Source organism: Streptomyces sp. NPDC101151, from assembly GCF_044768335.1.
Classification (GTDB): domain Bacteria; phylum Actinomycetota; class Actinomycetes; order Streptomycetales; family Streptomycetaceae; genus Streptomyces.
Genome location: NZ_JBIWPP010000001.1, coordinates 125,470 through 151,449 on the forward strand (window position 1 = coordinate 125,470; position 25,980 = coordinate 151,449).

Below are 25,980 nucleotides of genomic sequence, written 5' to 3' on the forward strand. Positions count from 1 at the left end.
TCACCCCTGGTACGGCGGTGCCGCTCCCCAGGTCCACTTCGGAACCGGCTGTTCGGCCGGCGGCTTGGCGTCCGGGCCGGAGAAGTAGACGGCGAGCCTGGTGCCCCACTCCACGTAGGCGAGGAAGGCCGAGCGGAACTCGGCATCCGTGGGCAGTCCCGCCTCGTCGGCCGCGTCCTGGATGAGAGCGACCCAGCGCCGGCGCTGCGGCTCGCCGATGTTCCTGCCGAGGTGCTTGGCGACCATGTGCCCGTGCCCGCCCTGCGTCTGGGAGTAGCGGGCGGGACCGCCGAAGACCTCCCCCAGCCACAGCGCCACATGGGTGGCATGCTCGGGGGCCAGGCCGGCGAAGAGCGGGGCGAGGAGGTCGTCCTTGAGGACCTTGCCGTAGAAGATCTCGGTCAGCCGGGCGAAGGCCTCCTCGCCGCCCGCCCAGTCGTAGAGGGTGGGCACGGCCGCGCCCGTGCCGTGCACCGCCGTGGGCAGGTAGTGCCGCATCTCGTCGATGTGCTCGACATAGGGGCGGATCTCGGCCAGGAACGGGGGGAACTCCTCCGACTTCCGGAAGCCCTCCAGATGGTCCTGCGTCGACGTCCAGGTGATCCGGAGGATGTAGTGCTCGTGGTCCTCCTCGCAGCGGGTCAGCTCGTAGTCGACACACTGCGGGGCCGCGGCGAGGTGGGTCGCCGCTCGGGTGTACGCGGACAGGAACTCCGCGGACTTGTGCTCGGGGATGCGATACCGGATGTACTCGACCGTGTGAGCCGTCATGCGTGCACACAAGCACGAACGGCCCGCCGGAAGCTTCCGCTCCGGCGGGCCGTTCGCTCACGGCCTACTCAGGTACGGCGGCTCACTTGCCGTAGTACGCGTTGTAGATGGTGATCGTCGACGTGTTGCCCTTCTTGTCGGCGATCTTGGCGCGGAACGAGACGGCCTTGTTCTTGGCCGGGTTCTTCACGGTGATCTTGCCGCCGCGGACGTCGACCTTCTTGAAGGTCTTGCCGTCGTAGGAGACGTACACCGCGAGGGACTTCAGGTTCCTGCCCGCGGCCGAGCCCTGGACGGTGACCGGGAAGGTGACCGTCCGGCCGGCCTCGACGCGGCTGTCCAGGCCGGTCTTGGCGCCGAAGTGCAGCGCGGACACGGGGAGCTTCGCGAAGCCGCTCGCGGGCTTCTTGGAGCGGAAGGTCCACGTCGCGTCGATCCGGGAGGAGGCGTCCGAGACCTTGGCCGAGCGCTTGACCGAGGTGGTCAGCTTGTAGGCGGCGTCACCGGCCGGGACCTTGAAGGGCTTGTCGCCGAACAGCGGGTCGTCGTTGGATCCGACCTTGGTGCCGTTGCGGTACAGGGTGGTGTTCACCGAGGAGAACGTCGAGTAGCCGACGTGCCCCGCGCCATCGGCGAACAGCGGCAGCGAACCGTAGATCTCGTTGCCGTCCCGGAAGACACCGAGGTCGGCGTTGACGAGCGGGGCGAAGACCGCGGTGTTGAGGGTCTTCGTGTACGTCTTGCCCGCCGTGTAGGACTGCGCGCCCACCGAGTAGGCGGCGTCGGCGATCGGGAACCCGTCCGAGTCGACCCCGCCGTCCTGCTCGAACTCCAGCTGCCACTTCACGCCGCCCTTGGCGGACACATGCGCGGTGCGGGTGCCGGGCAGCTTCTGCGGGATGCCGATGGAGCTGGCGCCGGAGCTGCCGGGCAGCCAGCCGACGACGTTGACGGAGCCCTTCTTGCCGCTCGCGGCGGCACCCATCCGGGCCTTCAGCGTGGCCAGGTCGCTCGCCTTGTAGTGCTTGGTGTAGCCGGTGGCGAGCTGCTTGACCGGGCCGCCGGAGGTGACGTCGTACTGCTCCGTCGCGCCCTTGGACCAGTGGGCGTCCCACTGCTGGAACAGCGTGCCGGAGGGCAGCTGCGGGCCCAGGTGGGCGGTGTGGAAGTTGTTGTACGTGTCGAGGAACCAGCCGTAGCCGAACTGGCCGTCGCCGATCGTGACGTCCCACTCCGGCGAGGCGAACTCGGACTTGACGCCCGTGGCCGGGACGGTGATGTCCACCGGCTTGGACTTGCGCGCGTCGATCGTGATCGTCTGCTTGCCGGAGACGGTCAGCTTCGGCTGGGCGATCCAGTCGACACCCTTCGTGGCGTCCTGCGGGTCCACGAAGGTGGCGGTGTTGAGGATGTACGTGCCCTTGGGCGCGCGCACCTTCACCGTGCCGGACTTGTCGTAGGGGTTCAGCCACTGGCCGTTGGCCAGGCCCGCCACGCCGGTCAGGTCGGTGTTGTAGTACGGAGCCGGCTTGCCGTCACGGCCGATGAACTTCAGCGTGAGGTCGTACGACTCCACCTCGCGCTGCACCGCGGCGGCCGTGCGGACGGTCTGCCCGCCGCCGGTCGCGGTGACGTACGCGGAGTAGGCGCCGTCGGTGGTGCCGCCCAGCTTGGTGTTGACGGTGAGGTCGACGGAGGCCTTGCCGTGCGCCGGGACCGTCACCTTGGCCGCGCCGAGCTTGAAGAAGCCCGCCGGAGCCGCCTGGCCCTTGGGGTTGGTGGCGGTGCTGGTCAGGTCGAGGGTGACGTCCTTGTCGCCCAGGTTGCGGTACGCCACCTGCTTGGTGACCGGCTTGTCGTCGGTGTGCGGCCACTGCTGCACACCGAAGCTCACCGACACCGGGTCGGCGATCACGGACTGCTTGATGGCCTTGTCGACGGCGATCCGGCCCGAACCCTGCTGGAACGGCGTGTACGTGCCGCCCTTGGCGGAGCCGGTGAGCGCGCCCTTCAGCTCGGCGTAGCCCCAGTCGGGGTGCTCCTGCTTCAGGATCGCCGCGGCGCCCGCGACGTGCGGGGTGGCCATCGACGTACCGGAGATGGTCAGGTAGCCCTCGGGCTTCTCGCCGACCTCCTGGTCGATGACACTGCCCTTGGCCGCGGCGGCGGTGATGTCCACGCCGGGGGCGGTGACGTCCGGCTTGATGGCGCCGTCGCCGGTGCGCGGGCCGGTCGAGGAGAAGTCGGCGAGCTTGTCCTTGTCGTCGACCGCGCCGACGGTCAGCGCGGCGTCCGCACTGCCCGGCGAACCGATCGACTGGGGGCCCTCGTTGCCCGCGGCGATCGCGAACAGGATGCCCTTCTCGGCGGACAGCTTGTTGACCTCGGCCTCGAGCGGGTCGACCTCGGGCGTGTCGTACCCGCCGAGGCTCAGGTTGATGACGGTGGCGCCCTGCGAGGCCGCCCACTCCATGCCGGCGAGGATGCCGGAGTCGTCACCGGAGCCGGTGTCGTCCAGGACCTTGCCGTTGAGGATCTTGGCGTCCGGAGCGACACCCTTGTACTTGCCGCCCGACTTGGCGCCGGTGCCCGCCACAATGGAGGCGACGTGCGTGCCGTGGCCGAAGTGGTCGGTGGCGTCGGCCGCGGGGGTGAAGTTCTTGGCCTCGATCACCTGGTCCTTGAGGTCCGGGTGGGTGGCGTCCACACCCGTGTCCAGGACGGCGACCTTCACGCCCTTGCCGGTGTAGCCGGCGGCCCACGCGGTCGGGGCGCCGATCTGCGGCACGGACTTGTCGAGGGCGGCCTTGCGGACGCCGTCGAGCCAGACGTGCGCGATGCCGGACGCGGTCCTGTCGCCGTTGGTGACGGCGTCCCACAGCTCGGCGGTGTCCTTGACCGGGGTCTGCACGGCGTCCGCGTTCAGCGCCTTGAGGCTGCGGCGCAGGTGGCCCGCGTCCCGCACGTCCTGCTTGGCGGCCGCGGCGGCACCGCGGTAGCCGACGATGACCTTCAGGCCGTTCTGCTGGGCCTTGCGGGTGGCGGCCTTGTTCAGTTCGGTGATGTCGAACAGCCGCTGGTCCAGCGTGCCGGAGGCGACCAGGCGGGCCGCGTCGGCAGGGATGACGAGCGTGTGCCCCTTGGCCTTGCGGACCTGGAACGGTATGTGTTCCCGCCCCTTGGCCCGCTGCAGGCCGACGACGTGACCCTTGCCGTCGAGGGCGACACGGTCGCCGGTGATCAGGGTGACATGGTGCTTGGCGGTGAGCGAGGAGGCAGCGGCCGAGAGGCGCTGCCCGGGCTTCGCCGACGCGGGGCTGGTCATACCCGCTGCGAGGGCGACAGCTGCGGCGGTGGCCACACTGGCCAGAGCCGCACTTTTCACTTGTCTGCGCAAGACTCCCCCTGGAGATGGAGTACCGGGCGAATTCCCCATTCACCCGGCCGGGGGCAGTCCCGTACACCTGCACGTCAACCCCCCGGATCACGAAGTATGCCGGGGGGTGATCAGACGGCTCAATAGATGAGAAGACAGTGTGAAAGCGCTGCCTGGAACTGTTACCCGCCGGGGGGCACACCGTTACAGAATCGCGAAGTCGCCTACGTGTGAACGGTGTTATGGGTCCTCAGGCGCCCGCGTTCTCCTTCACCGTGATCCGGCCCTCGCGGATGGTGGCCAGGCGCGGGGCCTTCTTCGCGATCGCGGAGTCGTGGGTGACCATGACGAAGGTCAACCCGTGTTCCTTCCAGAGGCGTTCGAGTACGTCCATGATCTCGTCCCGCATGCCCTCGTCGAGGTTGCCGGTCGGCTCGTCGGCGAGAAGGACCTTGGGCCGCTTGACGAGGGCGCGGGCGATGGCGACCCGCTGCTGCTGCCCTCCGGACATCTCGGAGGGCAGATGCGCGAGGCGTGCGCCGAGGCCGACCGACTTCAGCGCCTCGGCGGCGAGTTCACGGCGCTCCTTCACCTTGATGCCGAGCGGTACGAGGGCGGTCTCCACGTTCTCCTGGGCGGTGAGCGTGGGGATCAGGTTGAAGGACTGGAAGACGAAGCCGATGTTCTCGCTGCGGACCCTGGTCAGCCGGGCCTCGGAGAGTCCCGCCAGGTCGGTGCCGTCGAGGACGACTTCGCCCTCGGTGGGGCGATCGAGGCCGCCGAGCATCTGGAGGAGCGTGGACTTCCCACCACCGGTGGGGCCTTGGACGACCAGGCGGTCGCCGTCGCCGATGGTCAGGTCTACGCCGTCGAGAGCGTGGATGGTGTCCTTGCCCCGTGTGTAGCGCTTGGTCACGTTTCTGAGTTCGTACATGGTGGCTCCTGGGAGGGTTTCGGGGGTGGTGCGCATCACTGTTGGCCGACTGTCCGGTGGGGGCTTGTCGCGCGGTTCCGCGCGCCCCTGAGGCACTGCGGTCCCGTCAGCCCGTTACTCGACGCGCCTCAACGCGTCCGCCGGACGCAATCGCGACGCTCGCCAGCCTCCGAACGCCCCCGCGATCAGGCCGCCCGCCACCGCAAGGCCCACCGCGATCGCCACCGTCGTCACGCTCACCGGCGCCGTCAGGGCCACGTCCAGGGTCTTCGCCGCGGCGCGGCCGGGGCCGCCGAAGCCACCACCGCCGAAGCCGCCGCCCCCGCCACCTCCGCTGCCGCTGCCGCTGCCGCTGCCGCTGCCGCCCAACTGCGCCTGCAGGGTGGGGCTGATGGCCGTCACCGCGTACGCTCCGGCCAGGCCCAGGGCGATGCCGAGTGCACCGCCGAGCAGGCCGTTGACCATCGCCTCGCCGACCACCTGCCGGGTCACCCTGCCCGACTTCCAACCGAGCGCCTTGAGCGTGCCGAACTCCCGGACGCGGCGCGAGACCGCCGAGGACGTCAGCAGGCCGGCGACCAGGAAGGCGGCCACGAGCACGGCGATCGACAGCCACTTGCCGACGTTGGTGGCGAGGGAGGAGGCCGTGGACAGGGAGCCGGAGACGGTGTCGGCGAGGTCGGCGGAGGTGGTGACCGTCGTACCCGAGACGTTCTTCCGGATCGCCGACTTGACGCCGTCGATCTTCTGCGAGTCGGTGGCCTTGACGTAGATCGTGGTGACCTTGTTCTTCGAGTCGCCGAGGGTCTGCGCCTGCGTGAGCGGGACGTACAGGTTGGCGGCCGAGTCACCGCTGTCGGCGGTGGCGATACCGATCACCTTGAACTTGACGCCCTTGATGGTGACGGTGGAGCCGACCTTGTACTTCTTCTCCTTGGCGTAGGAGGAGTCGGCGACGACGACCTTGGCGTTCGTCTCCGTCGTCTTGAACGTACGGCCGCTGGTGACCTTCGAGGAGGTCAGCGGGCCGAGGCCCGGCTTGGTGACGTCGGTGCCGTAGACGGAGTAGTTGTTGACGTCGAAGTCGGCGCCGCCGCCCTGCACTTCGCCCTGGGCCCGGCCGCTGCCGCCGCCGTTTCCGCCCGGGCCGCTGGGCTGACCGCCGCCGTTGCCGTTCTGCTGGAACTCGCCCCGCCTGAACTGGCCGCTGACCTTGATGACCTGCAGGCTCAGCCCGCCGACCGCGTCCGAGACCCCGGGCTGCGAGCCGACCTCGGCCACCGTCGACGCCGGCAGCGTCTGGAATCCCTGCACCATGACACGGTCGCTGCTCTGGGTGGAGTCGTCGTCGCCCCGCGCGCCGAACTGGAAGCGCGGGCGCTGCGAGCCGCCCGTGCTCGGTGCCGAGGCCTTGGTGACGGTCATGTCCGTGCCGAGGCCGTAGAGCGACTGCAGGACCTTGTCCTGTGCCTTCCCCATGCCGTTGGACACGGAGTTGACCACGATGACCAGTGCGATGCCCAACGCGAGGCCGGAGGCGACGACGAGGGCCGCCTTTCTGCGGCGGCGCAGTTCGCGCCTCAGGTAGGTGAAGAACATGCCCGCAAGCTAGGGACGCACCGTGATGACTCGATAAGGCCGAAATAAGAGAAGCATGAGAAGGCTGTGGCCGCCCCCAGGAAGACCCCGGAAACACCGATGCCGCCCCTGGGGGCGGCATCGGTGGAGCTGTGAAGGGGCTGTCAGACGGCCGAACCGGCCTTCCACTGCGCCCAGTCCATGTTCCAGCCGTTGAGCCCGTTGTCCGGGGAGACGGTCTTGTCGCCGGTGTGCCGGACGACCACCACGTCACCGACGATGGAGTGGTCGTACACCCACGCGGCCGGCGTGCTCGGGTCCTTGGCACCCTTGGTGTCGGACAGGCCCACACAGCCATGGCTGGTGTTCACGCTGCCGAAGATGGACTTCGCACCCCAGTAGTTGCCGTGCAGGAAGGTGCCGGAGCCGGTGAGGCGGATGGCGTGCGGCACGTCCTTGATGTCGTACTCGCCCTTGCCGTCGTCGTCGGTGAAGCCCACGGTCGCGCCGTTCATGCGCGTCTGCTTGAACTTCTCGGACATCACCATGATGCCCTGGTACGTCTTGTTCTCCGGCGAACCGGCGGAGATCGGTATGGTCTTGACGACCTTGCCGTCCTCCGTGACCTTCATCTGCTTGGTCTGCGCGTCGACGTAGGAGATCTGGTTGCGGCCGATGTGGAAGGTGACCGTCTTCTGCTGCACGCCGTAGACGCCGCTCGCACCCTGGACACCGTCGAGCGCCAGCTTCAGCGTGACGGTGGAGTTCTCCTTCCAGTACGTCTCCGGCCGGAAGTCGATGCGGTTGGCGTTGAACCAGTGGCCCACGACCTCCTGGCCGCTGCTGGACGTGACCGTGATGCCCTTCTGGACGGCGGCCTTGTTGGTGATCGCCTTGTCGAAGGTGAGCGACACGGGCATGCCGACGCCGACGGTGGAGCCGTCCTCGGGCGTGAAGTTGCCTATGAAGCTGTTGGACGGCGAGACCGTGGTGAAGGAGGCGTTCTCGTGGGCCACGCGGCCCGCGGAGTCCTTGGCCTCGGCGGCGAGCTTGTAGGTGGTGGAGCGCTCCAGCTGGCCGGTGGGCTGCCAGCTGGTCTTGTCGGCGGACAGCGCGCCGGCGACGGCCTTGCCGTCGGCAGTGGTCATCGTCACACCGGTGAGCGTGCCCTTGGCCACCCTGACAGCGGCCGAGTTGTTGATGGAGGCGTTGTTGGAGCCGTCCTTGGGCGTGATCGCGATCTGGGCCTCGGACGACTTCTTGGCAGCCGCAGCGTCGGCCTTGGCCTGGGAGGTGTCGCCGCTGTCCGCGGACTTGGCGTCGCCACCGCCGGAACATCCGGTGAGTGCCAGCACACCGCCGAGCAGTGCGGACGCGACCGTCAGGCCCTTGCGCCGCTTACTGTCCGTCATCACACGCTTCTCCATCGTCGCCGAATCCGCGAAATCCCCGAGTCCCCCGGTGGAAACCACCGACGCTACGGGCGATTCGTCCTGATCCACACAGATCGCAGGTGTGGGTCGCACCACGTCCGCCCGGGGCGGGTGGTGCGCAAGTCGTCCGTGCGCCCCCTGAGACGACAAAACCCCGGACGGCGGTTGCCGTCCGGGGTCATGGGTTCCCCGGGACGCTCAGCCGATGCCGCCCTCTTCTTCGTCGTCGTCCGCCCCATCATCCTCGTCCAGATCCCAGTCGGGCGAATCAGGGTCGTACTCGATCCGCTCGCTGGACCAGGAGGCCTGCTGGAGCTCCACTCCGGGCACCTCGCTGACCAGGTCGAACGGATCCACGAGATAGGCGAGGGCCTCCGCGGTGTCTTCCGTCACAGCACCCTCGGCCTGGGCCCGCTCCTCCGGAGGCAGTTCCGGATCGTCGGCGAGCCGGCGCAACGCGGCCTTGGTCACCTCGCTCCCGTCCTGCACCTCAAGAACCAGCTCCACCCGAAGGCGCACAAACCGTGATGTCTCATCCGTGGTCATGGCGGGAGCGTACGACCGAAACCTCCCGTGACTTTCCTGTGACCCGCGACTTTCACTAACATCGCCCCACACGGCCAATTCGCCAGCGCCACAAGGGGGATCGATATTCCGTGTCAACCGCTCGCCGCTCGTTGCTGACCGCCACCGCCGCGGGGACCCTGCTGTGTGCCCTGTGGTTCGTCCCGTCCGCCAACGCGTCGCAGGACGGCCCGGCCAGAGCGACCGCCCAGGTGGCCTCGACGACCGCGACGACGCAGGTCACGCAGCAGGCGAAGGCGATCTCCGAGGCGACGGCCACAGCCGGCTCGGATGCCTCGGACGGCACACAGCTCGCCGACACCGGCAGCTTCGACACCACGCCGTACGTCGTCGGCGGCAGCCTGTTCCTCGCCGTGGGTGCCGGATTCGTGGTGTATTCGGTACGTCGGGAACGCCTCGGCTTTTAATTGCGCTTGACTATTCTTTGACAGAGAACGCATAGTCCGCCCATGAAGAGATCATCGGGCGTGCGGCTGTGCGCCACCGCAGCTGTGAGCGCGCTGTCGCTCGCCCTCATCACCGGCTGTTCCGACGGGGGTTCGAAGGACTCCGGGGACGGCAAGGGCGGCAAGGACGAGCAGCCGGCCGCCAAGGCGCTGAGCGCCGCGGAGTTGACGAAGCTGATCATCGCCAAGGGCGAGGTGCCCGGCCACAAGGTCGGGCCCGTCGAGGGGGGCATCCCCGACAAGAGCAAGGTCAAGGCGGACGACGCCAAGTGCGACCCGCTGATCCGGGCCCTGACCGGCATCGCGCCCGGCGAGCCGGCGGCGAACACCAGCCGCATGGCCACCGAGGACAAGAAGGACCCCACGGACGACGCCACGTCCCTGGACGACATGGCCGACGGCAAGTTCGAGGACGCGATCAACGAGTCCATGGACCTGGACGTCACCGTCGTCACCCTGGCCTCGTACGACGGGGACGGCGCCGAGAAGGGCCTGCAGTCGGTCTCCGACGCGGTGAAGGCCTGCGCGGGCGGCTTCTCCGGCGTACAGGACGACGAGAAGGGCAAGTTCACCAAGGTCGCCGAGGAGAAGTCCTCCGGCACGGGTGACGGATCGGTGGCCTTCACGGCGACCAACGACGCGGGGAAGGACGGCGCCCTGCCGCTCCACGCCGAGGTCGTGCGGCACGGGAACACCCTCGCCACGTACACCACCATCAACATCGGCGCGATGATGTCCAAGAAGGCCTACACGGTGTCGGCCCCGGTCATCAAGGCCCAGGCCGCCAAGCTGAAGTGACGTCCCGGACATGAGAGGGGCCCTGTCGGCGGACAGGGCCCCTTCGCCGTGTTGCGGGCTCCCGCCCTACCGCAGCGGTCCGGTGACCGACTCCACGGCGGCGACGAGGTGGCCCCCGCGCACGAACGCGTCGGCGGCGGCCAGGTCGGGTGCCAGGAACCGGTCCGGACCGGGACCCTGCACACCGGCGGCGCGCACGGCCCCGATCACGGCCTGCGAGGCGGGCGCCGGGGTCAGACCCTCGCGCAGTTCGATGCCGCGGGTGGCGGCGTACAGCTCGACGGCGATGATCCGGGTGAGGTTGTCGACGACGGTGCGCAGCTTGCGCGCGGCCGACCAGCCCATGGACACGTGGTCCTCCTGCATCGCGGAGGACGGGATGGAGTCGGCGGAGGCCGGGACGGCGAGCCGCTTCAGTTCGCTGACCAGGGCGGCCTGCGTGTACTGGGCGATCATCAGCCCGGAGTCGACACCCGCGTCATCGGCGAGGAACGGCGGAAGGCCGTGGCTGCGGTTCTTGTCCAGCAGCCGGTCGGTGCGGCGCTCGGCGATGGAGCCGAGGTCGGCGGCCGCGATGGCGAGGAAGTCCAGGACGTAGGCCACGGGAGCGCCGTGGAAGTTGCCGTTGGACTCGACACGGCCTTCCCCGGAGCCGAAAGCCTGGGAGGTGCCCCCAGGCAGCACGACCGGGTTGTCGATGGCGGAGGCGAGTTCCCGCTCGGCGACGAGGCGGGCGTGCGCGAGGGTGTCCCGCCCGGCGCCGGCGACCTGCGGGGCGCAGCGCACCGAGTAGGCGTCCTGGACGCGGGGCGCGTCGTCCTGATGGTGCCCGGTGAGGCCGGAGTCCTTGAGGACGGCGAGCATGTTCGCGGCGGAGGCGCCCTGGCCCGGGTGCGGGCGGATGGCGTGCAGCTCCGGGGCCAGCACCTTGTCCGTGCCGAGCAGCGCCTCCATGCTGAGGGCGGCGGTGACATCGGCGGACTTGTACAGGGTGTCCAGGTCGGCGAGAGCCATGATCAGCATGCCGAGCATGCCGTCGGTGCCGTTGAGGAGGGCCAGTCCCTCCTTCTCGCGCAGTTCGACGGGCTGGATCCCGTGCTCGGCGAGCAGCTCGCCGGCGGGACGTACGACACCGTCGGGCCCTTCCGCGTCGCCTTCGCCCATGAGCGTGAGGGCGCAGTGGGACAGGGGGGCCAGGTCGCCGGAGCAGCCGAGGGAGCCGTACTCGTGCACGACCGGGGTGATCCCGGCGTTCAGCACGTCGGCCATGGTCTGCGCGACCTCGGGCCGGACGCCGGTGTGTCCGGAGCAGACGGTCTTCAGACGCAGGAACATCAGGGCCCGTACGACCTCACGCTCGACCCGCGGGCCCATGCCGGCGGCGTGCGAGCGGACGATGTTGCGCTGCAGCTGGGCGCGCAGTTCCTGGCTGATGTGCCGGGTCGCCAGCGCCCCGAAACCGGTGGAGACGCCGTAGACCGGGTCCGGCTTGGCCGCCAGCGCGTCCACGATCTCCCGGGCCGCCGCGAGGGCCGCCACCGCTTCGGCCGACAGCTCGATGCGGGCACCGCCGCGCGCCACGGCGAGCACGTCGGACGCGGTGACACCGGACGTCCTCACCACCACAGTGTGCATATCCATATTCAGGAGCGTACGCATTGAATGCGTTGATGTCACTAGTGGGGAACGGGAGCGACCCTTACCGATCGGTGTGCTTCACCTCACGGTCGGCCCCTCACGGCCTGCGCCCCCGGAAACGGCGCCGGTCACCCGGCTCGGCCTGCCCGGACGGGGGCTCGTCGGCGAGGCGTACGACCGGGTCGTCCGGCCCCTCCCGGCCCGCCACCACCGGCCGGTCCGCACGCGTGGCCTTGGCCCGGTACTGGGCCGCGTCGGCCAGCCGGAACAGCCGCCGGGCGGAGCGCACGGGCCCGATCGGATCCTCGGTCGAGGCGAGCCCGCAGGCCACCCCTTCCCCCATTTCCAGCTCCCCGGCCCTGCGGCACAGTTCGTCCGCAGCCTTGACCACGTCGTCGGCGGGCGGGCCCACCGACAGCAGACAGAATTCGTCCCCGCCGAGCCGTGCCACGAGCGCGCCGGGCACCATCGCCCCGCACAGCGACAGCACCGAGCCGAACCGCTCCAGCAGCCGGTCGCCCACAGCGTGCCCGAGGGTGTCGTTGACCCTCTTGAGCCCGTTGAGATCGCAGACGACCAGGCTGACGACCACGCCGTCCGCGCGGTGCCGCTCGACGGCCTCCTCCAGGCGTACGTCCACGGCACGGCGGTTGGCGAGGCCGGTGAGGGCGTCGGTGAACGCGAGCCGGCGGGCCTCCTCCAGCCTTTCGGTCTGCGCGAGGCCGGCGGCCACGACGGCGGCCAGCACGGTGGCGAAGTCTGCGTCCGCGGGATCGAACACGGGCGCCCTGACCGCGCGGGCGACATACAGCTCGCCCCAGGCTCTGCCGTGCAGCAGGACGGGGGCGACCACACAGCAGCCGCGGCCCCTGCGGCGCAGGGCGGCGACCCGCCGGTGGAAGTAGCCGGGGGTGCCGGCCGCCGTGCCCTCGGCGGTCTCCACCCACGCGTTCGGCCCGCCGCCGCCCGCCCACCGCTCGTGCAGGAACTCGGTGATCTCCGGGAACTGGTGCACCGGGTAGGCCTCGGCCTCCGGGAACTCCTCCTCGTCCGGGCGGCACTCCCCCACGTTCACCAGGACCCGCAGCCGCCCCAGCTCCCGCTCCCACACCGACAGCGCGGCGAAGCTCCCGTCCAGCGCCCGGCACGCACCGAGTGCGGCGGCCCGCCACGACTCCCGCGGAGTGTGTGCCGCAGCCATCCCCTGAGCCAGCGCCACCACAGCGGCGAGCCGCATGTCCTCACCCATCACTCCAGGTTAGGGAGGATTTAGGCAAAAAAGGGCATTGGTGAGGCGAACAGGTGGCCGGGACCGCTGTGCACCGACGCAGCCGCGAGCAGTCACGCCTCACCCGGCGCCTGTGTCACCCGGGCGACACAGGCGGGCGCGCCGACGACCCGGCGCGCGAGCGAAACCGCCCCCGCCCACGCAGCAGCACCGGCGGCTCAGAAACGTACGTACCGCGCCCGGCTCACTCCCCGGGCCACTCAGGCTTCCGCTTCTCGTTGAATGCCGCCACGCCCTCCGCCCGGTCCGCCGAGAACGCCACCGATCGCCACGCCGCGTCCTCGACCTCGAGCCCGGCCCGCAGATCCAGCCCGTGCCCCAGCCGCAGCGCCCGCTTCGCCGCCCGCAGCCCCACCGGCGAGTTCCCGGCGATCACCGCCCCCAGTGCCAGCGCCTCCTCGCGGTCCCGTCCCTCTTCCACCAGCTGGTCAACCAACCCCAGCTCGGCGGCCTCCGCAGCCTCCACCCGCCGCGCCGAGAAGATCAGCTCGGCCGCCCGCGCCGCTCCGACCCGGCGCGGCAGCAGCTGCGTACCGCCACCCCCGGGAATCACACCCACGGACACCTCCGGCAGCCCCACCACGGCCGTGCGGTCCGCCACGATCAGGTCGCAGGACAGGGCCAGCTCGAAGCCGCCGCCCAGCGCGAAGCCGTGCACCGCGGCGATCGTCGGCATGGGCAGCTCCAGCACTCCGGTGTACGCCCCGCGCGCCACCGGCCGCTGGCGTACCAGGTCCGCGTCGCTGAAGGAGTTCCGCTCCTTCAGATCGGCGCCCACGCAGAACGCCCGCTCATGGGACGAGGTCAGTACGACCACCCGCGCGTCCCGGTCGGCACCCAGCGCCGTGCACGCGGCCGCCATGGAACGGGCCATCTCCGTCGACACGGCGTTCATGGCCTTGGGCCGGTCCAGCACCAGCTCGGCCACCCGCCCGTGCCGCCGCACCAGCACGAACTCCCCGAACCGCTCCTCGCTCATGACACCCTCCGGTTAACGCGGGTTAACTCACTGTCGGGCCCGATCATCGCAGCCGCACCCCGCCCCGGGAAAGAGCCGCCCCGGCCCGCTGTTCTACGCCCGTTCGAGTGACATCCCGGCCGTCTCACCCCACACCGCCCACAGGAGCGCATAGCGTGCGCTCCGCCATGGCGCGCCCTGAGCGCGCGGCGGGGAGGGAACCTCATGACACCGATACGTGCACAGTCCCGTGCAGCTGAAACGGTCCGGCAGGCCGAGCCTGCGCCGGAACCGGTTCCACCGGCCGTCCGCCGCGGCCGCCACCGCAAGCCCCGCCCCCGCAAGGTACTGCTCGCCGCCGGCGGCCTCGCTCTCGCCGCCGGAGTCCTCAGCCTCGTCCGCGTCACACCGGAGTCCGGGGTCGGCGCGCCGGGCACGGCGGAGGCCGAGCCCCGGCTCGACCCGGGAGCCGGCGTCACCGACGGCGCGGCCGACACGGCCGCCACCACCGAGGCCGGGCCCACGGCGCCGCCTTCGGCCACCTCGGTCATGGGCGGGGTCAGCGCCGCACCGACGACCGCGGACAAGACCGCCCCGACGCCCGCGGCCACCACGCTCCCGGGCAGCACCGGAGTCCCGACCACCATCCCGACGGGCGCCCCGCCTCCCACGAGCACCCCGTCCACCCACTCACCACGCCCGGCGCCGACGACACCCACGCCCACCCGGCCGCCCGCACCGAGCCCGACCGCACCCGCTCAGGGGGACGTGTGCGTGCCGGTCATCGGCCTGTGCGTGGATCTTCCGGGCGGTGTCAGGCCTGGCCGTCGCGGCGCGTGAGCAGCCAGGGCTCGACCACGCCGAGCCCGCGGACCGGACGCTGCCACATGGGCTGGAGCGCGAAGCGGTACGTGGGCGGCTCCTCGCCCTCCTTCTCCGCGGCCGCCGCGGCCTCGGCCGCCTCCGCCTCCGAGGCGGGCGCCTCGCCGGAGCGGATCAGCTCCTCGGCGAAGGCGCTGTCCACCAGCACGGCATCGCGCGGTGCTATCGAGGTCAGCCGGGAGGCCAGGTTCACCGTCGTACCGAAGACATCGCCCATCCGGGTGGTCACGGTGCCGAACGCCATGCCGACGCGCAGCTCGGGCATCGTCTCGTCGTTCGACATCGTCTCGACCAGGCGAAGGGCGATGTCCGCGGCCGTGCCCGCGTCGTCGGCGGCGTACAGCACCTCGTCGCCGAGGGTCTTGATCAGCCGCCCGCCCCGGGCGGCCACCAGGTCGGCGGCGGTGGTCTCGAAGGCCTCGACGAGCTCGCCGAGCTCCTCCTCCTCCATCCGCCGGGTGAGCCGAGTGAACCCGACAAGATCGGCGAAACCCACCGCAAGCCGCCGGTCGACCATCTCCTCGTCGTCGGCGGTCTGCACGACGCGCCCGGCCGAGGCGGCGAGCTGACGGCGCCACACGTAGACGAGGAACTCCTCCAGCTCGGGCAGGAGCAGCTCGACGATCGGGTACGTCACCTCGGTGCGGGTCATGCCCGGCTCGGGAGGCTCGGTCAGCCCCTCAAGGAAGGAATCGATCTGCCATTCCGCCAACCGGGCGGTGGTCTGCCCGGTGGACCGGGCCACCTGCACCGCCATGGCCTCACTCAGCAGGCCGGCCTCGACCAGACCGGCCAGACGCCGCAGGGCCAGTACGTCGGCCTCGGTGAGCGCCTTGGCCTGCCCGATGTCGGCGAACCCCATGGCCCGCCAGAACCGTGACGCCAGCTCCATGGAGACCCCGGCACTGCGGGCCGCCTGAAAAGGGGTGTAGCGCCGCTCGGCGCCCAGGATGAGCTGCTCGAGACGCAGGGCAAGCGGATCCTCGCCGGAGTCGACGGCGTTGGGGTCCACCCGGCCGTCCGCGTCCGCGCCGGAGCCCGTGTCGTCGACGGTCACGCCTGATGCCCTTCCGATCTGCCACGGTCACGTACCGACCGGCCTCAACTCTACGGCAGGTGTGCGCCAGCTCACTCCGTCGGGTTCGGCTCATCGGCACCGGTCAGCTCACCGCCGCAGCCGCCCACGACGGGAAGGGGACGGGTCGGGGGGTGTCCGCCCGCAGCGGTTGGCGCGTCGACACCAGCACCTGGGCAGAAGACCGATTCCGCGCCGTTCCGAGGACGGACACCCCCCGACCCGTCCCCGCCACAACGCTCCACTGGGCGCTACGCGCACCACCGCTCAAGCCGCACAGGCGCCGCAGGCACCACCGCTCAAGCCGCACAAGCGCCGCAGGCACCACCACTCAAGCCGCACAAGCGCCGCAGGCACGACAGGCACCACCGCTCAAGCCGCACAAGCGCCGCAGGCACGACAGGCACCACCGCTCAAGCCGCACAAGCGCCGCAGGCACGACAGGCACCACCGCTCAAGCCGCACAGACGCCGCAGGCACGACAGGCACCACCACTCGAACCGCACAAGCGCCGCAGGCACCCTCACGCAGGCCGCAGATGAACGATGTCCCCCGCCCCCACAGGCTCCTGCACACCCGCCTCGGTGGCGATGACCAGCCGCCCGTCCCCATCGACAGCGACCGCCTCCCCCACCACGGCCCGATCCCCCGGCAGCTCCGCCCGCACGACCCGCCCCAGCGTCGCGCACCCGGCCACATAGGTCTCCTGCAACCCGCTCGCCGCCGGATCACCCCCCGCCGCCCGCCACCGCCCGTACCACTCCTCCAGCGACCGCAGCACGGCCCGCAGCAGGGGATCCCGGTCCGTACCCACCGCCCCGGCCAGCGCCAGCGACCCCGCCTGGGGCACGGGCAGCTCCTCGGCCCGCAGACTGACATTGATACCGACGCCGACGACCACGGCGTCGTCCCCGGCCCGCTCGGCGAGGATGCCCCCGGTCTTGCGCTCCTCGCCGCCCACGGAAACCAGCAGGTCGTTGGGCCATTTGAGCGCCGTGTCCACGCCCGCCGCCCGGGACAGCCCGGTGGCCACGGCCACCCCGGTGAGCAGCGGCAGCCAGCCCCAGCGGGCCACCGGCACCTCGGAAGGCTTGAGCAGGACGGAGAAGAAGAGACCCGAGCGGGCCGGTGCGGTCCACTGGCGGTCCAGGCGGCCGCGCCCGGAGGTCTGCTCCTCGGCGACGAGGACCGCGCCCTCGTCCGCCTTGCCGGCCACGGCCCGGGCCACCAGGTCGGAGTTGGTGGAGCCGGTGTGCTGGACCAGGTCCAGTTCCGACCACAGACTCCCCTCGCGCACCAGAGCGCGCCGCAGCGCCGCGGCGTTCAGGGGCGGACGGTCCAGGTCGGACCAACGGCTGTCGTCTGATGCATTGTGCGGCGTCATGCAAGTCACCCTAGGTGTGGGAAACGCCGCACTGCCCACACCGGCGCACACCACTACGCTACGGATGAGTAACCGTCCCCCCTTTTGAGCAGGCAGGGAGCCGCGATCCCGATGTCCGAGCCGGAAGAGATCGACATTCACACGACCGCGGGCAAGCTCGCGGATCTGCAGCGCCGTATCCACGAGGCGACGCACGCCGGCTCGGAGCGCGCCGTCGAAAAGCAGCACGCCAAGGGCAAGCTGACGGCCCGTGAGCGCATCGAGCTGCTGCTCGACGAGGGCTCCTTCGTCGAACTGGACGAGTTCGCCCGGCACCGCTCGACGAACTTCGGTCTGGAGAAGAACCGCCCGTACGGCGACGGCGTCGTGACCGGCTACGGCACGGTCGACGGCCGCCCGGTCGCCGTGTTCTCCCAGGACTTCACCGTCTTCGGCGGCGCGCTCGGCGAGGTCTACGGCCAGAAGATCGTCAAGGTCATGGACTTCGCGCTGAAGACCGGCTGCCCGGTCATCGGCATCAACGACTCGGGCGGCGCCCGCATCCAGGAAGGCGTCGCCTCCCTCGGCGCGTACGGCGAGATCTTCCGCCGCAACACCCACGCCTCCGGTGTCATCCCGCAGATCAGCCTGGTCGTCGGCCCCTGCGCGGGCGGCGCGGTCTACTCCCCGGCCATCACCGACTTCACGGTCATGGTCGACCAGACCTCGCACATGTTCATCACCGGCCCGGACGTCATCAAGACCGTCACCGGCGAGGACGTCGGCTTCGAGGAGCTGGGCGGCGCCCGCACCCACAACTCCGTCTCCGGCGTGGCCCACCACATGGCCGGCGACGAGAAGGACGCCATCGAGTACGTCAAGCAGCTGCTGTCGTACCTGCCGTCCAACAACCTCAGCGAGGCCCCGGTCTTCCCCGAGGAGGCCGACCTGGCGATCAGCGACGAGGACCGCGAGCTGGACACGCTCGTCCCGGACAGCGCGAACCAGCCGTACGACATCCGCACGGTGGTCGAGCACGTCCTGGACGACGCCGAGTTCTTCGAGACCCAGGCGCTGTTCGCGCCGAACATCGTCACCGGCTTCGGCCGGGTCGAGGGCCACCCCGTCGGCATCGTCGCCAACCAGCCGATGCAGTTCGCCGGCTGCCTCGACATCGACGCCAGCGAGAAGGCCGCCCGCTTCGTGCGCACCTGCGACGCCTTCAACGTCCCGGTGCTCACCTTCGTCGACGTGCCGGGCTTCCTCCCTGGCGTGGACCAGGAGCACACCGGCATCATCCGCCGCGGCGCCAAGCTGATCTTCGCCTACGCGGAAGCGACCGTCCCGCTGATCACCGTCATCACCCGCAAGGCCTTCGGCGGCGCCTACGACGTGATGGGCTCCAAGCACCTCGGCGCCGACCTCAATCTCGCCTGGCCGACCGCCCAGATCGCCGTCATGGGCGCGCAGGGCGCCGTCAACATCCTGCACCGGCGCACCATCGCCGAGGCGGAGGCCGCCGGAGAGGGCGAGGCCACCCGCGCCCGGGTCATCCGGGAGTACGAGGACACCCTCCTCAACCCCTACATCGCGGCCGAGCGCGGTTACATCGACGCGGTGATCATGCCGTCGGACACCCGGGCCCACATTGTCCGCGGCCTGCGTCAGCTGCGCACGAAGCGGGAATCCCTGCCTCCGAAGAAGCACGGCAACATCCCCCTCTAGGCCCCGCTGACCTTTGGAGCGGTCATGAACATCAAGGTCGTACGAGGCAATCCCACCCCGGAGGAGCTGGCCGCCGCCCTGGCGGTGGTCCGCGCCCGCGCCGTGGCGGCGGCAGCAACGCCGCCCGGCGCGCCCGGTCCGCGTGACTCCTGGTCGGACCCGGCCCGTATCGCGGGACACCGCGTCCCGCACCCGGGCCCGGCTTCCTGGTCCCGCACCTACTGGCCGGGCTGAGCCACGGCGCACGTCGGTGCGACACCGGGCGCCAAGTTGAGTACATGTACTCAGGCGCCCGGTGTCCGGCCCACCGCACGCTGGAGGAATGCTGTGGTCAGACCCCGAGAACGAGCCGCCCGAGGACATGCGCGACACGCAGGAAATGCTGCGGCGGCTCGGCCTCGTCCTGGCCCTGGCCATGCTGCTCGGGATGATCGTGATCGGCCTGAGGTAGCACGGCGGCACCGCTAACCTGACGGCATGACCGCAAAGCCGCGCAGACGACTCGTGCTCGCCTCCCAGTCCCCTGCCCGCCTCAACCTGCTCCGTCAGGCGGGCCTCGCGCCCGAGGTGATCGTGAGCGGGGTCGACGAGGACGCCGTCACCGCGCCCACCCCGGCCGAGCTGGCGCTCGCCCTGGCCGAGGCCAAGGCCTCCGTCGTGGCGGCGAAGCCGGAGGTGCAGGGTGCCCTGGTGATCGGCTGCGACTCCGTCCTGGAGCTGGACGGGCAGGCGCTCGGCAAGCCCGCCGACGCCGAGGAGGCCACGGCCCGCTGGAAGGCCATGCGCGGGCGGGCCGGGATCCTCCAGACGGGGCACTGCATCTGGGACACGACGGCCAAGCGGTACGTCGCAGGTACCGCCTCCACCGTCGTGCGCTTCGGCGATCCCTCGGACGAGGAGATCGCCGCGTACGTCGCCTCCGGCGAACCCCTCTACGTCGCCGGGGCGTTCACCCTGGACGGCCGTTCGGCGCCGTTCATCGAGGGCATCGACGGCGACCACGGCAATGTGATCGGCATCAGCATGCCCCTGGTGCGGCGGCTGCTGGCGGAACTGGGTGTCGGCATCACAGAGTTGTGGGCACCGGCTGAGTGACCTGGGCGCGGACCGAGTCCTGCGGCTCGTCGTCCCCGTCCCGGGGCTCACCCGTACGGCTCTGCGACGTGCCCGGCACGCCCGCGGGCGCGGCCGGCTCGTCCTCGGCCTTCGGGTCGCCGCCCTGCTCGGGAGCGCCGCCCGAGGAGGCCTGTTCCGGGCCGCTGTCACGGTCGTACGTCATCAGGAGCAGGACGACGAGGCTCAGCACCACCACCATGAACAGGAACGCCGTCCAGCCCACCAGGCCCCAGGTGAACGCGCCCAGCAGGCCGTGCACCACCGCGACACTGATCAGCAGGACCCGGCCGAAGCCGGCGGGCGGGCGGTTGCGTATCGCCACGAGCAGCGCCACCAGGGCGCACAGGGCGAAGTAGAGACCGAAGACCACGCCGCCGATCTTCGAGGACGCCGACATGACGTCCGGATCGAGGCCGGCCAGGGACATCTTCTGCCGGTCCACGACCACCCCGAGGAACCAGTTCAGTGCCCCGATGGCGAGCGCCTCCGCAAGGAGGACGACCGCCACGATCCACGCCACCGGTCTGCGTACCACCGGCCCCCACCCACTTTCGACCTCAGCCCGAGCAGAGCTGCTGTTACCTGAAGTACGTTCGAGTCATCGCGAACGCTACTAACGGGTAAACCCGGGGACAAGGGTTCGGGCACCAGCAAAGAATCATTGGGCCATTCGTAGGGACTCGACAAAGAAACAGAGTGGGCCGCAGCACGCTCTCACAGAGACCTTGACCACATGACAGGGCTAGGGTTTTCCGAAGGAGTCCTGCGTACCGCGGTGCGACAAGGGCTTTCGCGGGTCGGGCGAGCCCCGCATCACGCTCCGTGTGGGCAAGCTCACCATTGGGGACGGGTCGAAGTGCCGTGTCGGCAGTCCCTAAACTCGGCTTGTTTCAAGGAGGGAGCCTCAATCGTGCGCAAGGTGCTCATCGCCAACCGTGGCGAAATCGCTGTCCGCGTGGCCCGGGCCTGTCGGGATGCCGGGATCGCGAGCGTGGCCGTGTACGCCGACCCGGACCGGGACGCTCTGCATGTCCGCGCCGCGGATGAGGCGTTCGCCCTGGGCGGTGACACTCCCGCCACCAGCTATCTGGACATCGAAAAGGTGTTGAACGCCGCCCGCGAGTCCGGGGCGGACGCGGTCCACCCGGGCTACGGCTTCCTGTCGGAGAACGCCGAGTTCGCGCAGGCGGTCCTGGACGCGGGTCTGATCTGGATCGGCCCGCCCCCGCAGGCGATCCGCGACCTGGGTGACAAGGTCGCCGCCCGGCACATCGCACAGCGGGCCGGCGCCCCGCTGGTGGCCGGCACCCCGGACCCCGTCTCCGGCGCGGACGAGGTCGTCGCCTTCGCCGAGCAGCACGGCCTGCCGATCGCCATCAAGGCGGCCTTCGGCGGCGGCGGCCGCGGCCTGAAGGTCGCCCGCACCCTCGAAGAGGTGCCCGAGCTCTACGAGTCCGCGGTGCGCGAGGCGGTCGCCGCGTTCGGCCGTGGCGAGTGCTTCGTCGAGCGGTACCTGGACCGTCCGCGCCACGTGGAGACCCAGTGCCTGGCCGACAAGCACGGCAACGTGGTCGTGGTCTCCACCCGTGACTGCTCGCTCCAGCGCCGCCACCAGAAGCTGGTCGAGGAGGCGCCGGCGCCGTTCCTCTCCGAGGAGCAGGTCGCCGAGCTGTACCGCGCCTCGAAGGCGATCCTGCAGGAGGCCCGCTACGAGGGCGCCGGCACCTGTGAGTTCCTGGTCGGCCAGGACGGGACGATCTCCTTCCTGGAGGTGAACACCCGCCTCCAGGTGGAGCACCCGGTGACCGAGGAGGTCGCCGGCATCGACCTGGTCCGCGAGATGTTCCGCATCGCCGACGGCGAGGAACTGGGCTACGGCGACCCGGCGCTGCGCGGGCACTCGTTCGAGTTCCGGATCAACGGCGAGGACCCGGGCCGCAACTTCCTGCCCGCTCCCGGCACCGTGACCCGCTTCGACGCGCCGTCCGGCCCCGGTGTCCGCCTGGACGCGGGCGTGGAGTCCGGCTCGGTCATCGGACCGGCCTGGGACTCGCTGCTCGCCAAGCTGATCGTGACCGGCCGCACCCGCAAGGAGGCCCTGGAGCGGGCCTCCCGCGCCCTGGAGGAGTTCCAGGTCGAGGGCATGGCCACGGCCATCCCGTTCCACCGTGCGGTCGTCCAGGACCCCGCGTTCGCCCCTGAGCTGACGGGCTCCAAGGAGTCGTTCACGGTCCACACCCGCTGGATCGAGACCGAGTTCGCCAACGAGATCAAGCCCTTCGCCACCCCGGCCGACGCCGAGGCGGAGGAGGAGACGGGTCGCGAGACGGTCGTCGTCGAGGTCGGCGGCAAGCGCCTGGAGGTCTCCCTCCCGGCCTCCCTGGGCATGTCCCTGGCCCGCACCGGCCTGGCCGCCGGCGCCAAGCCGAAGCGCCGCGCGGCCAAGAAGTCCGGCCCGGTGGCCTCCGGCGACACCCTCGCCTCCCCGATGCAGGGCACGATCGTGAAGGTCGCGGTCGAGGAGGGCCAGGAGGTCAAGGAAGGCGATCTGGTCGTCGTCCTGGAGGCCATGAAGATGGAGCAGCCCCTGAACGCCCACAAGGCAGGCACCATCAAGGGTCTGAACTTCGAGGTCGGCGCGTCGGTGACGTCGGGCGCGGCGATCTGCGAGATCAAGGACTGACAGCAGGAACCCGAGTGACGCCCGGTGGACGAACGGTCTGCCGGGCGTTTCCTTTTCGAGTTCTCAACGGCCGGCCCAGGGGGCGGGGAACTGCGCGAACCATGACGCCGAACCCGCAGCCGCCCGACCACGACAGGTCGCACGGCGACCGGGCGCCGAAGCCCACGGGGCCTTGCTAACGCCGCCGCAAATCGGCGACGCGACCCCGCTCGGCGCCCGCCTGCTGCTCCCCGAGCATCCCTCGCAGCCCTCCACCGGGCACCCCGCGCCGAGGCCCGGGAAGGGCCCGCTGGCGCGCCGCAGGCCCCGGCTCACCCCCCGCCGACCCCCCGCTCGCCCCCGCCACGGCGATCTGCACCCCCTGATCGGCGAGTGCCTGCAGCTCGGTTGCTGCGCGGTCGTCGTGCGCGGGCGGCTCGTCGGTGACCAGCCGGGTGATGACATCGGTCGGTACCGTCTGGAACATCGTGTCGGTGCCCAGCTTGGTGTGGTCGGCGAGGACCACGACCTCCGCGGCGGCCTGCACCAGCGCTCGGTCGACGGACGCCGAGAGCATGTTGGACGTGGACAGCCCCCGCTCGGCGGTCAGGCCGCTCCCCGAGAGGAACGCCTTCGACACCCGCAGTCCCTGCAGGGACTGTTCCGCGCCGGAGCCGACGAGGGCGTAGTTGGAGCCGCGCAGGGTGCCGCCGGTCATCACGACCTCCACCCGGTTGGCATGGGCCAACGCCTGAGCGACCAGCAGGGAGTTGGTCACGACGGTCAGACCGGGCACACGGGCGAGCCGGCGGGCCAGCTCCTGCGTGGTCGTACCCGCGCCGACCACGATGGCTTCGCCTTCTTCGACGAGGCCCGCGGCGAGATCGGCGATGGCCGTCTTCTCGGCGGTCGCGAGATGGGACTTCTGCGGAAAGCCGGATTCCCGCGTGAACCCGCCAGGCAGTACCGCACCGCCGTGCCGGCGGTCGAGGAGTCCTTCTGCCTCCAGCGCGCGCACGTCCCGCCGTACGGTCACTTCGGAGGTCTGGACGACGCGGGCGAGTTCACGGAGCGACACGGCCCCGTTCGCTCGCACCATTTCGAGGATCAATTGGCGACGTTCTGCAGCGAACACGAAACTGACAGTAACCCCAACGACCGTCTGCTTTCAGCAGTTTGCGCCGAATAACAGAAGTTGTTCGCATGGCAGGACGGGAAGTGGTATAAGGCCTACCCTTCCCGCCTATGCCGCACGCATGCTCGACAACTCCCCGTGACCAGCGGGAAGTCGGGCGGGCCGGTCAGCCCGCGCCGTTCGCCTTCCGCGTGTGCAACTGCCGTGCCACCTCCGCGATCGACCCCGAAAGGGAGGGGTACACCGTGAACGCGTTCGCGATCTGTTCGACCGTCAGATTGTTGTCGACGGCGATCGAGATGGGGTGGATCAGTTCCGAGGCGCGGGGCGCGACGACGACACCGCCGACGACGATCCCGGTGCCCGGCCGGCAGAAGATCTTCACGAAGCCGTCCCGGATGCCCTGCATCTTGGCCCGCGGGTTGCGCAGCAGGGGGAGCTTGACGGCCCGCGCCTCGATCTTGCCGAAGTCGATGTCGGCCTGGGTGTAGCCGACGGTGGCGATCTCGGGGTCGGTGAAGACGTTGGAGGAGACCGTCTTGAGGTTCAGCGGGGCCACCGCGTCGCCGAGGAAGTGGTACATGGCGATACGTCCCTGCATCGCCGCCACCGACGCGAGCGCGAAGACACCCGTCACGTCACCGGCCGCGTAGACGCCCGGAGCGGTCGTCCGGGACACCTTGTCGGTCCAGATGTGCCCCGAGTCGCGCAGCCTGACGCCGGCCTCCTCCAGGCCGAGCCCCGCGCTGTTCGGGATGGCGCCGACGGCCATGAGGCAGTGCGAGCCGCTGATGACGCGCCCGTCGGCCAGCGTCACCTCCACCTGGTCACCGACACGCTTGGCGGACTGCGCGCGGGAGCGGGCCATGACGTTCATGCCGCGGCGGCGGAAGACGTCTTCGAGGACGGCCGCGGCGTCCGGGTCCTCACCGGGCAGCACGCGATCGCGCGAGGACACCAGGGTCACCTTGGACCCCAGCGCCTGGTAGGCGCCCGCGAACTCGGCACCGGTCACACCGGAGCCGACCACGATCAGCTCGTCCGGCAGCTCGGTGAGGTCGTAGACCTGGGTCCAGTTGAGGATGCGCTCGCCGTCGGGCTGGGCGTCGGGCAGCTCGCGCGGGTGTCCGCCGGTGGCGATGAGGACGGCGTCGGCGACGAGGGTCTCCTCGGTGCCGTCGGCGGCGGTGACGACGACCTTGCGGGAACCGTCGAGGGCCTGCATGCCGTCCAGCCGGCCGCGGCCGCGCATGACCCGGGCGCCGGCCCGCGTCACGGACGCGGTGATGTCGTGGGACTGGGCGAGCGCGAGCCGCTTCACACGCCGGTTGACCTTGCCGAGGTCCACACCGACCACCCGGGCCGCCCGCTCCAGCGGCGGGGTGTCGTCGGCGACGATGATGCCCAGCTCCTCGTAGGAGGAGTCGAAGGTGGTCATCACCTCGGCCGTAGCGATAAGGGTCTTCGACGGCACGCAGTCGGTCAGTACCGACGCTCCGCCCAGACCGTCGCAGTCGACGACGGTCACCTCCGCACCGAGCTGCGCGGCGACCAGCGCCGCTTCGTATCCGCCGGGTCCGCCACCGATGATCACGATCCGAGTCACGTACCCCATTGTCCCGCACGCTTCAAGGTGCTACTGCCCCGGGGCACCCGGCGGCGGCCCCCGGGTCGGGAGAGACGGAGTTTCCGCTGCCGTACCCTCTCCCCATGTCGCTCTATGCCGCGTACGCCGGCAACCTCGAAGCGCGGCTGATGTCCCGCCGCGCCCCGCACTCCCCGCTGCGCGCCATCGGCTGGCTGAACGGCTGGCGGCTGACCTTCGGCGGCGAGCAGCTCGGCTGGGAGGGCGCACTGGCGACGATCGTCGAGGAGCCGGGGGACCAGGTCTTCGTCGGCCTGTACGACATCGCGCCCATGGACGAGGAGTCCCTCGACCGCTGGGAGGGCGTCGGCCTCGGCATCTACCGGCGCGTCCGGGTGCGTGTGCACACCCTGGACGGCGAGGAGCCGGCGTGGACGTACGTCCTCAACGCCTACGAGGGGGGGCTGCCCTCGGCCCGCTACCTCGGGGAGGTCGCGGATGCCGCCGAATCCGCCGGGGCACCCCACGACTATGTGATGGAGCTGCGCAAGCGCCCCTGCTGAGGCGGGCCGGGCGGGGCCTTGCCGAGGATTTGCCCACCCTTTGTCGAAAACGACAAGACAACGAAAGCA

The 25,980-nt window shown here is 70.6% G+C and carries 23 protein-coding genes; 9 read left to right on the forward strand and 14 right to left on the reverse strand.

Translation table 11 applies throughout. The features are described from left to right. The 6 genes from ACIRU3_RS00585 to ACIRU3_RS00610 all read right to left on the reverse strand — a co-directional run bounded on the left by ACIRU3_RS00585 (nucleotide 1) and on the right by ACIRU3_RS00610 (nucleotide 8,638). Nucleotides 1–771 carry a group II truncated hemoglobin gene (locus ACIRU3_RS00585; protein WP_404049353.1) on the reverse strand — a complete coding sequence of 257 codons (771 nt, stop codon included), beginning with the start codon at nucleotides 769–771 and terminating at the stop codon, nucleotides 1–3. Nucleotides 772–853: 82 nt separating this feature from the next. Then, nucleotides 854–4,096: a S8 family peptidase gene (locus ACIRU3_RS00590; protein ID WP_404050500.1), complete on the reverse strand. Its 3,243-nt coding sequence runs from the start codon at nucleotides 4,094–4,096 to the stop codon at nucleotides 854–856. Between the two features lie 301 nt (nucleotides 4,097–4,397). Beyond that, on the reverse strand, nucleotides 4,398–5,081 hold the full coding sequence (locus ACIRU3_RS00595) for an ABC transporter ATP-binding protein (RefSeq protein ID WP_404049356.1): 684 nt from the start codon (nucleotides 5,079–5,081) through the stop codon (nucleotides 4,398–4,400). A gap of 114 nt (nucleotides 5,082–5,195) precedes the next feature. Further along, complete coding sequence (locus tag ACIRU3_RS00600; protein ID WP_404049359.1) at nucleotides 5,196–6,680, reverse strand: ABC transporter permease; 1,485 nt, start codon at nucleotides 6,678–6,680, stop codon at nucleotides 5,196–5,198. A 143-nt stretch (nucleotides 6,681–6,823) separates the two neighbouring features. Next, nucleotides 6,824–8,071 carry an Ig-like domain-containing protein gene (locus ACIRU3_RS00605; RefSeq protein WP_404049362.1) on the reverse strand — a complete coding sequence of 416 codons (1,248 nt, stop codon included), beginning with the start codon at nucleotides 8,069–8,071 and terminating at the stop codon, nucleotides 6,824–6,826. Nucleotides 8,072–8,290: 219 nt separating this feature from the next. Next, nucleotides 8,291–8,638, reverse strand: a complete 348-nt coding sequence (locus ACIRU3_RS00610) for a hypothetical protein (protein WP_404049364.1) — start codon at nucleotides 8,636–8,638, stop codon at nucleotides 8,291–8,293. 110 nt (nucleotides 8,639–8,748) lie between these two features. Between ACIRU3_RS00610 and ACIRU3_RS00615 the strand changes: the two genes are divergently transcribed. Beyond that, complete coding sequence (locus tag ACIRU3_RS00615; protein ID WP_404049367.1) at nucleotides 8,749–9,084, forward strand: LAETG motif-containing sortase-dependent surface protein; 336 nt, start codon at nucleotides 8,749–8,751, stop codon at nucleotides 9,082–9,084. A gap of 42 nt (nucleotides 9,085–9,126) precedes the next feature. Beyond that, entirely contained in the window at nucleotides 9,127–9,921 is a 795-nt protein-coding gene (locus ACIRU3_RS00620; RefSeq protein ID WP_404049369.1) for a hypothetical protein, read from the forward strand. A 66-nt stretch (nucleotides 9,922–9,987) separates the two neighbouring features. On the opposite strand, the gene hutH is transcribed toward ACIRU3_RS00620, so the two are convergent. The 3 genes from hutH to ACIRU3_RS00635 form a co-directional block, all read right to left on the reverse strand. Further along, complete coding sequence (hutH, locus tag ACIRU3_RS00625) at nucleotides 9,988–11,556, reverse strand: histidine ammonia-lyase (protein WP_404050503.1); 1,569 nt, start codon at nucleotides 11,554–11,556, stop codon at nucleotides 9,988–9,990. Nucleotides 11,557–11,656: 100 nt separating this feature from the next. Beyond that, nucleotides 11,657–12,808 (reverse strand): diguanylate cyclase domain-containing protein, encoded by a 1,152-nt coding sequence (locus tag ACIRU3_RS00630; protein ID WP_404049372.1) that lies wholly within the window; start codon nucleotides 12,806–12,808, stop codon nucleotides 11,657–11,659. A 223-nt stretch (nucleotides 12,809–13,031) separates the two neighbouring features. Continuing rightward, nucleotides 13,032–13,826, reverse strand: a complete 795-nt coding sequence (locus tag ACIRU3_RS00635) for an enoyl-CoA hydratase/isomerase family protein (protein WP_404049375.1) — start codon at nucleotides 13,824–13,826, stop codon at nucleotides 13,032–13,034. 204 nt (nucleotides 13,827–14,030) lie between these two features. Between ACIRU3_RS00635 and ACIRU3_RS00640 the strand changes: the two genes are divergently transcribed. Next, entirely contained in the window at nucleotides 14,031–14,645 is a 615-nt protein-coding gene (locus ACIRU3_RS00640; RefSeq protein ID WP_404049378.1) for a hypothetical protein, read from the forward strand. Here the strand turns inward: ACIRU3_RS00640 and ACIRU3_RS00645 are convergent. Then, nucleotides 14,620–15,744, reverse strand: coding sequence for an adenylate/guanylate cyclase domain-containing protein (locus tag ACIRU3_RS00645; RefSeq protein WP_404049381.1), 1,125 nt, complete (start codon nucleotides 15,742–15,744; stop codon nucleotides 14,620–14,622). The two genes, ACIRU3_RS00640 and ACIRU3_RS00645, sit on opposite strands and share 26 nt — an antisense overlap. Nucleotides 15,745–16,285: 541 nt before the next feature. Beyond that, nucleotides 16,286–17,146: a biotin--[acetyl-CoA-carboxylase] ligase gene (locus tag ACIRU3_RS00650; protein WP_404049383.1), complete on the reverse strand. Its 861-nt coding sequence runs from the start codon at nucleotides 17,144–17,146 to the stop codon at nucleotides 16,286–16,288. A 111-nt stretch (nucleotides 17,147–17,257) separates the two neighbouring features. Here ACIRU3_RS00650 and ACIRU3_RS00655 point away from each other — a divergent pair, with 111 nt between their 5' ends. The 4 genes from ACIRU3_RS00655 (at nucleotide 17,258) to ACIRU3_RS00670 (ending at nucleotide 19,945) form a co-directional block, all read left to right on the forward strand. Continuing rightward, on the forward strand, nucleotides 17,258–18,850 hold the full coding sequence (locus ACIRU3_RS00655; RefSeq protein ID WP_404049386.1) for an acyl-CoA carboxylase subunit beta: 1,593 nt from the start codon (nucleotides 17,258–17,260) through the stop codon (nucleotides 18,848–18,850). A 24-nt stretch (nucleotides 18,851–18,874) separates the two neighbouring features. After that, on the forward strand, nucleotides 18,875–19,084 hold the full coding sequence (locus ACIRU3_RS00660; protein ID WP_404049389.1) for an acyl-CoA carboxylase epsilon subunit: 210 nt from the start codon (nucleotides 18,875–18,877) through the stop codon (nucleotides 19,082–19,084). A gap of 88 nt (nucleotides 19,085–19,172) precedes the next feature. Continuing rightward, the gene (gene mmpB / locus ACIRU3_RS00665) at nucleotides 19,173–19,301 is read left to right on the forward strand and encodes a morphogenic membrane protein MmpB (protein WP_404049392.1); all 129 of its coding nucleotides are present in this window, start codon (nucleotides 19,173–19,175) and stop codon (nucleotides 19,299–19,301) included. A gap of 26 nt (nucleotides 19,302–19,327) precedes the next feature. Then, complete coding sequence (locus tag ACIRU3_RS00670) at nucleotides 19,328–19,945, forward strand: Maf family protein (RefSeq protein ID WP_404049394.1); 618 nt, start codon at nucleotides 19,328–19,330, stop codon at nucleotides 19,943–19,945. Here the strand turns inward: ACIRU3_RS00670 and ACIRU3_RS00675 are convergent. After that, the gene (locus ACIRU3_RS00675; protein ID WP_404049396.1) at nucleotides 19,917–20,486 is read right to left on the reverse strand and encodes a hypothetical protein; all 570 of its coding nucleotides are present in this window, start codon (nucleotides 20,484–20,486) and stop codon (nucleotides 19,917–19,919) included. The genes ACIRU3_RS00670 and ACIRU3_RS00675 overlap by 29 nt on opposite strands. Before the next feature lie 390 nt (nucleotides 20,487–20,876). Between ACIRU3_RS00675 and ACIRU3_RS00680 the strand changes: the two genes are divergently transcribed. Beyond that, complete coding sequence (locus tag ACIRU3_RS00680; RefSeq protein WP_404049399.1) at nucleotides 20,877–22,649, forward strand: biotin carboxylase N-terminal domain-containing protein; 1,773 nt, start codon at nucleotides 20,877–20,879, stop codon at nucleotides 22,647–22,649. A 175-nt stretch (nucleotides 22,650–22,824) separates the two neighbouring features. Here ACIRU3_RS00680 and ACIRU3_RS00685 read toward each other — a convergent pair whose 3' ends face one another. After that, nucleotides 22,825–23,763 carry a DeoR/GlpR family DNA-binding transcription regulator gene (locus ACIRU3_RS00685; protein ID WP_404049401.1) on the reverse strand — a complete coding sequence of 313 codons (939 nt, stop codon included), beginning with the start codon at nucleotides 23,761–23,763 and terminating at the stop codon, nucleotides 22,825–22,827. A 166-nt stretch (nucleotides 23,764–23,929) separates the two neighbouring features. Further along, the gene (locus ACIRU3_RS00690) at nucleotides 23,930–25,378 is read right to left on the reverse strand and encodes an NAD(P)H-quinone dehydrogenase (RefSeq protein ID WP_404049404.1); all 1,449 of its coding nucleotides are present in this window, start codon (nucleotides 25,376–25,378) and stop codon (nucleotides 23,930–23,932) included. Between the two features lie 95 nt (nucleotides 25,379–25,473). Between ACIRU3_RS00690 and ACIRU3_RS00695 the strand changes: the two genes are divergently transcribed. Continuing rightward, complete coding sequence (locus tag ACIRU3_RS00695; protein WP_404049407.1) at nucleotides 25,474–25,911, forward strand: gamma-glutamylcyclotransferase; 438 nt, start codon at nucleotides 25,474–25,476, stop codon at nucleotides 25,909–25,911. Nucleotides 25,912–25,980: the final 69 nt, after the last annotated feature.

What these genes read in the sequence shown, in the direction of transcription:
- ACIRU3_RS00585 (WP_404049353.1), bottom strand. Translation starts at nt 771, where the DNA reads ATGACGGCTCACACGGTCGAGTACATCCGGTATCGCATCCCCGAGCAC.
- ACIRU3_RS00590 (WP_404050500.1), bottom strand. Translation starts at nt 4,096, where the DNA reads ATGACCAGCCCCGCGTCGGCGAAGCCCGGGCAGCGCCTCTCGGCCGCT.
- ACIRU3_RS00595 (WP_404049356.1), bottom strand. Translation starts at nt 5,081, where the DNA reads ATGTACGAACTCAGAAACGTGACCAAGCGCTACACACGGGGCAAGGAC.
- ACIRU3_RS00600 (WP_404049359.1), bottom strand. Translation starts at nt 6,680, where the DNA reads ATGTTCTTCACCTACCTGAGGCGCGAACTGCGCCGCCGCAGAAAGGCG.
- ACIRU3_RS00605 (WP_404049362.1), bottom strand. Translation starts at nt 8,071, where the DNA reads ATGACGGACAGTAAGCGGCGCAAGGGCCTGACGGTCGCGTCCGCACTG.
- ACIRU3_RS00610 (WP_404049364.1), bottom strand. Translation starts at nt 8,638, where the DNA reads ATGACCACGGATGAGACATCACGGTTTGTGCGCCTTCGGGTGGAGCTG.
- ACIRU3_RS00620 (WP_404049369.1), top strand. Translation starts at nt 9,127, where the DNA reads ATGAAGAGATCATCGGGCGTGCGGCTGTGCGCCACCGCAGCTGTGAGC.
- hutH (WP_404050503.1), bottom strand. Translation starts at nt 11,556, where the DNA reads ATGCACACTGTGGTGGTGAGGACGTCCGGTGTCACCGCGTCCGACGTG.
- ACIRU3_RS00630 (WP_404049372.1), bottom strand. Translation starts at nt 12,808, where the DNA reads ATGGGTGAGGACATGCGGCTCGCCGCTGTGGTGGCGCTGGCTCAGGGG.
- ACIRU3_RS00635 (WP_404049375.1), bottom strand. Translation starts at nt 13,826, where the DNA reads ATGAGCGAGGAGCGGTTCGGGGAGTTCGTGCTGGTGCGGCGGCACGGG.
- ACIRU3_RS00640 (WP_404049378.1), top strand. Translation starts at nt 14,031, where the DNA reads ATGACACCGATACGTGCACAGTCCCGTGCAGCTGAAACGGTCCGGCAG.
- ACIRU3_RS00650 (WP_404049383.1), bottom strand. Translation starts at nt 17,146, where the DNA reads ATGACGCCGCACAATGCATCAGACGACAGCCGTTGGTCCGACCTGGAC.
- ACIRU3_RS00655 (WP_404049386.1), top strand. Translation starts at nt 17,258, where the DNA reads ATGTCCGAGCCGGAAGAGATCGACATTCACACGACCGCGGGCAAGCTC.
- ACIRU3_RS00660 (WP_404049389.1), top strand. Translation starts at nt 18,875, where the DNA reads ATGAACATCAAGGTCGTACGAGGCAATCCCACCCCGGAGGAGCTGGCC.
- mmpB (WP_404049392.1), top strand. Translation starts at nt 19,173, where the DNA reads ATGCTGTGGTCAGACCCCGAGAACGAGCCGCCCGAGGACATGCGCGAC.
- ACIRU3_RS00670 (WP_404049394.1), top strand. Translation starts at nt 19,328, where the DNA reads ATGACCGCAAAGCCGCGCAGACGACTCGTGCTCGCCTCCCAGTCCCCT.
- ACIRU3_RS00690 (WP_404049404.1), bottom strand. Translation starts at nt 25,378, where the DNA reads ATGGGGTACGTGACTCGGATCGTGATCATCGGTGGCGGACCCGGCGGA.
- ACIRU3_RS00695 (WP_404049407.1), top strand. Translation starts at nt 25,474, where the DNA reads ATGTCGCTCTATGCCGCGTACGCCGGCAACCTCGAAGCGCGGCTGATG.